At 72.2% G+C, this 9072-nt stretch carries 8 protein-coding genes; 5 read left to right on the top strand and 3 right to left on the bottom strand.

The window, feature by feature from the left end; all coding sequences use genetic code 11:
- Positions 1 to 142 precede the first annotated feature (142 nt).
- The 5 genes from DEJ32_RS15635 (at position 143) to DEJ32_RS15615 (ending at position 5154) form a co-directional block, all read left to right on the top strand.
- A complete protein-coding gene (locus DEJ32_RS15635) occupies positions 143 to 2617 on the top strand; it encodes a phosphoketolase (RefSeq protein WP_110901958.1) in 2475 nt (824 codons plus the stop codon).
- A 66-nt stretch (positions 2618 to 2683) separates the two neighbouring features.
- On the top strand, positions 2684 to 3151 hold the full coding sequence (locus tag DEJ32_RS15630; protein ID WP_220032730.1) for a GtrA family protein: 468 nt from the start codon (positions 2684 to 2686) through the stop codon (positions 3149 to 3151).
- A complete protein-coding gene (locus DEJ32_RS15625; protein WP_110901957.1) occupies positions 3148 to 3831 on the top strand; it encodes a fumarylacetoacetate hydrolase family protein in 684 nt (227 codons plus the stop codon). The genes DEJ32_RS15630 and DEJ32_RS15625 overlap by 4 nt, the downstream gene beginning before the upstream one ends.
- A 170-nt stretch (positions 3832 to 4001) precedes the next feature.
- Complete coding sequence (locus tag DEJ32_RS15620; RefSeq protein ID WP_146236389.1) at positions 4002 to 4964, top strand: sugar phosphate isomerase/epimerase; 963 nt, start codon at positions 4002 to 4004, stop codon at positions 4962 to 4964.
- Between the two features lie 10 nt (positions 4965 to 4974).
- Positions 4975 to 5154, top strand: coding sequence for a hypothetical protein (locus DEJ32_RS15615; RefSeq protein ID WP_146234194.1), 180 nt, complete (start codon positions 4975 to 4977; stop codon positions 5152 to 5154).
- Positions 5155 to 5238: 84 nt separating this feature from the next.
- Here DEJ32_RS15615 and DEJ32_RS15610 read toward each other — a convergent pair whose 3' ends face one another.
- From DEJ32_RS15610 to DEJ32_RS15600, 3 genes are all read right to left on the bottom strand, one after another.
- Positions 5239 to 5439, bottom strand: coding sequence for a hypothetical protein (locus DEJ32_RS15610; protein WP_110891476.1), 201 nt, complete (start codon positions 5437 to 5439; stop codon positions 5239 to 5241).
- Between the two features lie 149 nt (positions 5440 to 5588).
- Positions 5589 to 8126 (bottom strand): ATP-dependent DNA ligase, encoded by a 2538-nt coding sequence (locus tag DEJ32_RS15605; RefSeq protein ID WP_110901955.1) that lies wholly within the window; start codon positions 8124 to 8126, stop codon positions 5589 to 5591.
- Positions 8123 to 9013: an SDR family oxidoreductase gene (locus DEJ32_RS15600; RefSeq protein WP_110901954.1), complete on the bottom strand. Its 891-nt coding sequence runs from the start codon at positions 9011 to 9013 to the stop codon at positions 8123 to 8125. Before DEJ32_RS15600 ends, DEJ32_RS15605 begins: the two co-directional genes overlap by 4 nt.
- Between the last annotated feature and the right edge of the window lie 59 nt (positions 9014 to 9072).

Genomic DNA, 9072 nt, shown 5'->3' with positions numbered 1-9072 from the left:
AAGGGGTGGAGAACCAGCGATGTGCGGCTGGTGAGCGCTTGCGGGCCGTTCCCGGCTTGTGACAGTGATTCGGCACCCTGCGCCGATCGGATTGGAGGGTTTTCTGGATTTCCCGGATCGGCTCTCTCGTAGCGTGTGGGGCATGCCCACGTCGCACTCGTCCACCGACCGCATCCGCGCGATCGACGCCTGGTGGCGCGCCGCGAACTACCTCACCGTCGGGCAGATCTACCTGCTCGACGACCCACTGCTGGAGCGGCCGCTGGAGCCCTCGGACATCAAGCCGCGGCTGCTCGGGCACTGGGGGACGTCGCCGGCGCTGAACCTCGTGTACGCGCACCTCAACGCGGTCATCAGCGAGACCGACCGCGACGTGCTCTACATCTGCGGTCCCGGCCACGGCGGTCCCGCGATGAACGCGAACGCGTGGCTCGACGGCACGTGGAACGAGCTCTACCCCGACATCACGCCCGACACGGCCGGGCTCCAGCGGTTCTTCCGCCAGTTCTCGTTCCCCGGCGGCATCCCCTCGCACGCGGCGCCGGAGACCCCGGGGTCGATCAACGAGGGCGGTGAGCTCGGCTACTCCCTCGCGCACGCGTACGGCGCCGCGTTCGACAACCCCGACCTGGTCGTCGCCTGCGTCGTGGGCGACGGCGAGGCCGAGACGGGTCCGCTGTCGGCGTCCTGGCAGGCGCACACGTTCCTCGACCCGGTGTCGGACGGCGCGGTCCTGCCGATCCTGAACCTGAACGGGTACAAGATCGCGAACCCGACCGTCCTCGCGCGGATCCCCGACGAGGACCTGCAGGCGTACTTCCGCGGACTCGGCTACGAGCCGATCGTGGTCGACTCCGGCCGGGTGGACCACGACCCGTTCGCCGTGCACGCCCTGTTCGACGGGGCGCTCCGCCGGGCACTCGCGACGATCGACGACATCCAGGCCGCCGCCCGCGCGCAGGCCGCCCGAGCCGCCGCCGGCGAGATGGCCGGGGCGGCGGACCTCCGCCCGCGCTGGCCGATGATCGTGCTCCGGACCCCGAAGGGCTGGACCGGACCGAAGGTCGTCGACGGCGAGCAGGTCGAGGGCACCTTCCGCGCGCACCAGGTCCCGCTGCCGAACGTCCGCGACGACGAGGGTCACCGCCGGCAGCTCGAGGAGTGGCTGCGCTCCTACCGGCCGGAGGAGCTGTTCGACCAGGACGCCCGGCCGATCGGCATCCTCGAGACGATCCGTCCCGCCGGCGAGACCCGGATGAGCGCCACCCCGCACGCCAACGGCGGCCGGATCCGGACGGCCCTCGACCGCCCGGGCCTCGAGGAGTTCGCCGTGCCCGTCGGCGAGGACGCGTCCGCCACGGGCACCCTCGGGCCGTGGCTCGCCGCCCTCACGCAGCGGAACCCGAACTCGTTCCGGCTGTTCGGCCCGGACGAGACGATCTCGAACAAGCTCGACGCGGTCTTCGACGTCACGAGCCGGGTCTGGCGTGCCCGACGGGAGGCCGGTGACGAGCACATGGCAGCCCGCGGTCGCGTCATCGAGGTGCTGTCCGAACACCTGCTCGAGGGGATGCTCGAGGGGTACGTGCTGAGCGGACGCCACGGGGTGTTCAACACGTACGAGGCGTTCGCGCACATCGTCGACTCGATGGTCGGTCAGTACGCCAAGTGGCTCGAGTCCTCGACGGACATCGACTGGCGCGCACCGGTGTCGAACCTGACGATCCTGCTGTCGTCGCACGTGTGGCGGCAGGACCACAACGGGTTCTCGCACCAGGACCCCGGCTTCCTCGACGTCGTGGCGTCCAAGCAGCAGGACCTGGTCCGGATCAAGTTGCCCGCCGACGCGAACACGCTGCTCGCCGTCGCCGCGCACGCGTTCGAGACGACGGACCGCATCGAGGTCATCGTCGCCGGCAAGCACCCCGAGCCGGTGTTCCTGTCCCTCGAGGACGCCGTCGCCCATGCGGAGGCCGGCTTCGGTGTCTGGGACTGGGCCGGCACGGAGCAGACCGTGGGCCACGCCGACGTCGTGCTCGTCAGCGCCGGCGACGTCCCGACCGTCGAGACGATCGCCGCCGCCGACATCATCCGGAAGCACGCGCCCGACGTCGGCGTCCGCGTGGTCAACGTCGTCGACCTGCTGTCGATCGGCGACCCGCGCAAGCACGACCACCCGGCGTCGGACGAGCGCTACGACGAGGTCTTCCTGCCCGGCACGCCCGCGGTCTTCGCCTTCCACGGCTACCCCTCGCTCGTGCACAACCTGACCTACCGCCGGCACGGGCACGACGACCTGCACGTGCACGGGTTCCTCGAGCAGGGCACCACCACCTCGCCCTTCGACATGCTCATGCGGAACGAGATGGACCGGTACGCCCTCGCGCACGACGCGCTCACCCGCGTCGCCGACGGGTCCGACCGGTTCGACGACCTGCTGACGGCCCTCACCGACGCACGCGCCGCAGCCCGGGAGTTCGCCTACACGAACGGCGAGGACCACGAGGCGGTCGCCGGATGGGAGTTCACCGGCTGGCCGCAGGACGGGGCCTCGGACGGCGGCACGGGTGGCGACCCGGGACAGGGCGAGACCGAGGGGGCCGCTCCCGGTCGTTGACCGGACGGCCGGTCCGGAACGCGTGCCGGTCGGCGGGCGTCCGGCCGGCCGGTCTAGGGTTGGCCGGTGCAGTCGTTCTCTGTCCGGTCGCTCGTCGAGCACCCCGCGCTCCGGTTCCTGGTCGTCGGTGGTCTCGGTTTCGTCATCACGATGGGCATCAACTACGGGCTGAAGTTCTTCGTCATCCCGCAGCACCCGGTGACGGCCCTGGCGATCGGCATCATCGTCGCGACGGTCGTGTCCTACTTCCTCAACAAGAAGTGGTCCTTCGGTGACCGTGGCGAGCTGCACACCGGCCACGAGGTCCTGCTGTTCGTCATCGTCAGCGTGATCGGCGTCGGCCTCAACTCGGCACCGCTCTGGATCTCCCGCTACGTCCTCGGCCTGGAAGTGCCGAACGTGTCGCTCGCCGGGCAGGAACTCGCCGACTTCATCAGCGGCCCCGTGATCGGCACGCTCATCGCGATGGTCTTCCGCTACTGGGCGATGAACCGCTTCGTGTTCCCGGCGCGGCCCGCCACGCTGGACGCGTGACCGACCTCGTCGTCCCGGCGCCGGGCCTCCCGACCGTTCCCACAAGCTCCGGTGGCCGGTTCCCGGTCCGTCGCGTGTACTGCGTCGGACGCAACTACGCAGCGCACGCGCGCGAGATGGGCCACGACCCGGACCGCGAGCCGCCGTTCTTCTTCGGCAAGCCGGCAGACGCGCTCGTGACGGACGGCGCCGACTCCCCGTACCCGACCCTGACCGCCCGACTGGAGTACGAGGTCGAACTCGTCGTCGCCCTCGGTAGGGGTGGCCGGGACGTGTCCGTCGCCGACGCGCTCGGACTCGTCTGGGGGTACGCGGTCGGCATCGACCTCACCCGCCGGGACCTGCAGGCCGAGGCGAAGCGACTCGGGCGTCCGTGGGACCTGGCGAAGGGGTTCGACCACTCCGCGCCGATCGGCGCGATCGTCCCCGCAGCCGGTGTCGATCCGACGTCCGGGGCCGTCACCCTGCACGTCGACGGGGTCCTGCGGCAGTCGGGTGACCTGGCGGAGCAGATCTGGAGCGTCGCCGAGACGATCGCCGCGCTGTCCCGTGCCGTCGCGCTCGCGCCCGGCGACCTGCTCTTCACCGGCACCCCCGAGGGCGTCGGGCCGGTGGCGCGCGGGTCGGTGCTGCGCGGGGCGGTCGCCGGTGTCGGGGTCGTGGAGACGCACGTCGTCTGACGCGGCCCCTCCCGGCTCGGTCCGGACGCCGGCCGTCCTGGGAGGACTCCGAGGCGCCCGGCGTACACCGGACCCCGAACGCTGCGAGGGGTACGGCAGCGATCCGCAGACAGGACGTGCAGCAGCTGCAACGGGGCAGCCGAGCGTGTCCGGATCATGGAGGTGGTCCTGTGGAGGAACACGACCTGCTCGCCACGTCGTGGACGTGGGCCGGGCGTGAACCGGTGCGGGAGCGTGTCCGCGCGGTAGCCGACGCCGGCTTCGCGGGGCTCGCCCTCGCGCTCGACGACCTGCACGAGGTCCGCGCCACGACCGGCTTCGCGGACCTGCGCCGGATGCTCGACGACGCCGGCGTTGTCTGGGTCCAGCTCGGCACCCTCGGCGACTGGTGGTCGACACCGGGCCGGGACGACCAGGAGGCCGACCGCGGCGTCCTGCTCGAAGCGGCGGCGACCCTGGCCGCCTGGCAGGTCGTCGTGCGGGCGGACCACTCGGTTCCCGGGGCGTCACCGGCGGTGATGGGCGAGGCGTGGAACCACCTCGCGGTGCAGGCCGAGGGCGTCGGCGCCCGCCTGGTGCTCGAGCCGGAGCCGTGGTCGAACCTGGCGACCGTCGAGCGTGCCTCGCGGTTCGTGGTGGCGGGCCATCCGAACGGCGGGCTGGTGCTCGACGCGATGCACGCGCTGCGCGGTGGGTCGACCCTGGCCTCGATCGCGCAGGGCGTGGCGCCGTCCGCCCTCGCTGCGGTCGAGCTCAGCGACGGACTGCTGCACACCCCGAACGGGATGACGCTCGCCGACGAGTCGCGGGACGGCCGCTACCTGCCCGGTTCCGGTGCGTGGGACCTGCCCGGGTTGGTCCGCACGGTCCGCGGCCTGGGGTTCGCCGAGCCGTGGGGCGTGGAGGTCAGGACCCCGGCGCTCCGGGCGAGGCCCCTGCAGGACGCCCTGCGGATCGCTGCAGCGGCGACCCGTGCCGTGCTCGACGCGGCCGATGCCCAGGGTGCGCCGCCCGCACCGGCGATGCCGACCTCGGTCGCGCCGACCTCGGCCGTCGACTTCGACCAGCCACGGCCGCCGGTCGTGCCGGACGGGGTCCTGCGCCGCCGAACCGGTCCAGCGACGTCCGCGTAGCGTGTCGGACATGACTGATCAGGCACACCCCGGGAACGACGAAGCGCTGCGTGCCTCGCAGGAGGCCATCGACGAGGCGAAGGCCGCCGCGGCGGACGCCGGTGAGGCGGACGAGCGTGCCGCAGCCGAGGAGGACCTGCCGCTGGAGTCGGGCAGCGCCGCCGCGGACGGGCCCGCACCCGCAGCCTGACGCGATCCGCTCGGCCTGACGCCGGTCAGCTCCGTCTGACGCGGTCAGCTCGACCGGATCGTGGGCCGGTCTCGCGCGGTCGGCTCAGTCGTCGACCTGGTCGCCGAGGAAGTCGGCGTAGGTCGCTTCCGGGTCGGTGACGCTGCCCGCGTCCACCATCTGCCGGTCGTCGTGTCGTCCGCCGACGGCCGCGCCCCCGGCGGCGTCCTGCTCGCCACGCGGGTCCTGCGTCGCGTCACCGCGCTGACCCTGCGTGAACGGCGGCAGGTACTTGCTCGCGTCCATGTCGCGTCCTTCCGTCTCGAGGACCGTAACAGCCACGCTCGCGGCAGCAGGCGGTCGTGCCGAGATCGTCCCCCGCTGCCGTGGACAACGGGGGACGGAAGTTCGCCCCCGGCGGACCTCATGCTCGTGCATGCGGATTCCGGACCGGCTCAGTCGGGCACGACCTCCTCGGGGACCTCGCGGACGACGTCCTCCGGGGACTTGTCACTGCGCCAGCCCCGCCACGACGGCTGACGCAGCCGTCCGTCGCCCGTCCACTCCGCGAACTCGACCTCCGCCACCCGCTCGGCGGCGACCCAGTGCGCATCGCGCGCGTCCGGCCGGGGCACGTCGACGAACGGCGACGCATCCCGCTCCAGCCCGTCGAGCAGCGCGCCGATCTCGTCGAGGTCCCGGTCGCGGAACCCGGTGCCGACCTTGCCCACGTACACCAGGCCGTCGTCGCCGGGGATCCCGAGCAGCAGCGAGCCGATGCCCCCTGCTCGCCGTCCGGCCCCGGGCTTCCAGCCACCGACGACCACCTCCTGCGTGGCGTGGTGCTTCAGCTTCAGCCACGACTCGGACCGCCGCCCCTCGACGTACCGCGAGGAGCGCTTCTTCGCGACGACTCCTTCGAGCCCGCGCTCCCGCGACGCGGACATCGCCGCCGGAAGGTCTCCGTCGAACGCCGGCGGCACGTCGATCGCGCCTCCGGGCTCGACCACGGTCGTCAGCGCCTCGCGCCTGGCGGTGTAGCCGAGCCGGGTGAGCTCGTGGCCGTCCGCCTCGAGCACGTCGAACAGGAACAAGCGCACCGGGGTGCTGGCCTGTGCGGCGGCCACCTCGCGCGGCTTCGTCAGTCCCATCCGGTTCTGCAGCAGCTGGAAGGACGGCCGTCCGTGGTCGTCGAGCGCCACGACCTCGCCGTCGAACACGCCGTCGACCCCGGCCCGCTCCCCGAGTTCCTGCAGCTCCGGGTACTGGTCGGTGAGGTCGTTGCCGTTCCGACTGAGCAGGCGGACGGCGCCGTCGCGGACGGTCGCCAGCGCCCGGACCCCGTCCCACTTCATCTCGAACGCCCACTGGCGCGGGTCGAGTACCGGCTCGCCCTTCTGCAGCGACGCCTGCATGGTGCGGCGCTCGGCCGGTTCCGTGGACGCGGACGCCGCCCGGTCGATCCGTTCACGGCCCGCGGCGCTCGGCCGGGAGGCCCTCCCGGCGTCCGCCCCGTCCGTCACCGCGCCCTGGTCGGGCTGGTCCTTCGTGCGGTGGATGAGCCAGTTCTTCTCGTCACCACCGCGACCGCGCCCCCGGGTGTGCAGGAGCGCGAGCCGTCGGACGCCGTTCGTCCGTCCGTGCAGCGTGACGATGACCTCTTCGCCCTCGCGCCACTTCTCGAGCTCGTACGTCCCGTCGTCCCAGATCGTGACCGTGCCCCCGCCGTACTCGCCGGCGGGGATGACGCCCTCGAAGCCGCCGTACTCCAGCGGGTGGTCCTCGGTCTGCACGGCCAGGTGGTTCGCGCCCGGGTCGGTCGGCTCCCCCTTCGGGAGCGCCCAGCTCACCAGCACGCCGTCGTGCTCCAGGCGGAAGTCGTGGTGGTTCCGGGTCGCGTGGTGCTCCTGGATGACGAACGTCGGCTTCCCGTCGGTCCGGACGGTCGGCGACGCCTGCGGCACCGGTTCCGGGGTCCTGGACGCGTCCCGCTTGGCCCGGTACGTCGACAGGCGGTCCTGCAGCTCCTGCCGTTCCTGCCGCTCGCGCTCGTTCACCGCCTCCGTGCGCGCACCGTCCCAGTGCCCGGCATCGGCTCGTCCGACCCCGAGGGACGCCGCGGCGACCGGGTGCAGCAGGTCACCGAGCACCGGCACCCGCTCGAGGACCTCGTCCAGCGTCAGGTGTGCCAGGCCAGGCTCGGTCAACTCCTCCCACGTCCGGGGAGCAGCGACCGTCGGCAGTGACCGGCCGCGCAGGGAGTACGGCGCGATCGTCGTCTTGTTGCCGTTGTTCTGCGACCAGTCCACGAACACCTTGCCGGCCCGCTCCGCGCGGCTCATCGACGACAGGACCAGGTCCGGCATGTCCTGCTCCAGCGCCCGCGCCAGTTCGTGCGCCACGTCCGACACCTGCTGGGCCGTCGCCTTCCCGTCGAGTGCCGCGTACAGGTGGATGCCCTTCGACCCGGAGGTCACCGGGTACGGCTCGAGTCCCATCCCCTGCAGCACCGCCCGGGCGGCCAGCGCCACCTCGACGCACTCCGGCAGCCCGACGCCCTCACCCGGGTCCAGGTCGAGGACGAGCCGGTCCGGGTTCTGGTGCCCGCCGCGCGGACCGAACCGCCACTGCGGCACGTGCAGCTCGAGCGCGGCCTGCTGCGCCGTCCACACCAGCGTCGGCATCTCGTCCACCACCGGGTACTCGACGTCGTGGTGCTCGTGCGAGATCGTGTGGTGCCGGATCCAGTCCGGGGCCGAGTCGGGCAGGTTCTTCTCGAAGAAGACCTTGCCGTCGACGCCGTTCGCCCACCGCTTCCGGGTCATCGGGCGGCCGGTGACGTGCGGTATCATCCACGGCGCGATGCGCTCGTAGTACTCGATGACCCGCCCCTTGGTCGTGCCGGTCTCCGGGTAGAGCACCTTGTCGAGGTTCGTCAGCGCCAGACGACGGTCCCCGACCTGCACCGTCGTCTTCTTCGTCACCGGGCTCACAGGGCGACCCCGGTCGCACCGCCGACCGTGAGCGTCGTGCCCGACGTGTACGACGACTCCGGGCCGGCGAGGTACACGTACGCACCGGCGAGCTCGACCGGTTGTGCGGGCCTGCCGAGCGGGGTGTCCTGTCCGTAGGCGGCGATCTCGTCCCCGGGGTAGCTGATCGGCTGCAGCGGGGTCCACACCGGGCCGGGGACGACCGTGTTCGCCCGGATGCCCTTCGACGCCAGCTGGCGGGCGAGCCCGTTCGTGTACGTGATGATGGCGGCCTTCGTCGCCGCGTAGTCGATCATCCGGTCCTGGGGCAGGTACGCCGACACCGAACTCGTCGTGACGATCGCGCTGCCGGGTGCCATGTGCGGCACCGCAGCCCGGGTCAGCCAGAACAGTGAGTAAAGGTTCACCTTCATCGTCCGGTCGAAGTCCTCGGTGGTCTGCTCCGTGATGTCCTCGTGCACCTTCTGGTACCCGGCGACGAGCACCAGCGCGTCGAGTCCGCCGAGCAGGTCGACCGCAGTCCGCACGAGTTCGTCGCAGAACGGTTCGTCGGTCAGGTCGCCCGGGAGCATCACCGCCGTGCGACCGAGGTCGGCGATGACGTCCCGCACCTCGGTCAGGTCCTCGATCTCCTCGGGCAGGGCGTTCAGGGCGACGTCCGCCCCCTCCTTCGCCATCGCGATCGCCGCGGCCCGACCGATGCCCGAGTCCGCCCCGGTCACGAGCACGCGGTACCCGCGCATCCGCCCGGTGCCCTGGTAGCTCGTCTCGCCGTGGTCGGCGGGCGGGTCGAGGTCCGCTGCGCGGCCGGACCCCTGTTGCGTCTGCGCGGGGAACGGCGGACGGGCGTACTGCTCCCGGGGGTCCTGCTTGTCGAGCTGGCTCATGGCCCCATCGTGCTCGCGGAACCGGGCCAGCGACACAGGAGCGGCGACCTCCGTGGAGA

The sequence above is a fragment of the Curtobacterium sp. MCPF17_046 genome (genome assembly GCF_003224295.1).
Classification (GTDB): domain Bacteria; phylum Actinomycetota; class Actinomycetes; order Actinomycetales; family Microbacteriaceae; genus Curtobacterium.
This window is presented reverse-complemented; position numbering and strand designations above follow the sequence as displayed.

Coding starts and splice junctions, on each gene's coding strand:
- DEJ32_RS15635 (WP_110901958.1), top strand. CDS start 143: ATGCCCACGTCGCACTCGTCCACCGACCGCATCCGCGCGATCGACGCC.
- DEJ32_RS15615 (WP_146234194.1), top strand. CDS start 4,975: ATGACTGATCAGGCACACCCCGGGAACGACGAAGCGCTGCGTGCCTCG.
- DEJ32_RS15610 (WP_110891476.1), bottom strand. CDS start 5,439: ATGGACGCGAGCAAGTACCTGCCGCCGTTCACGCAGGGTCAGCGCGGT.
- DEJ32_RS15600 (WP_110901954.1), bottom strand. CDS start 9,013: ATGAGCCAGCTCGACAAGCAGGACCCCCGGGAGCAGTACGCCCGTCCG.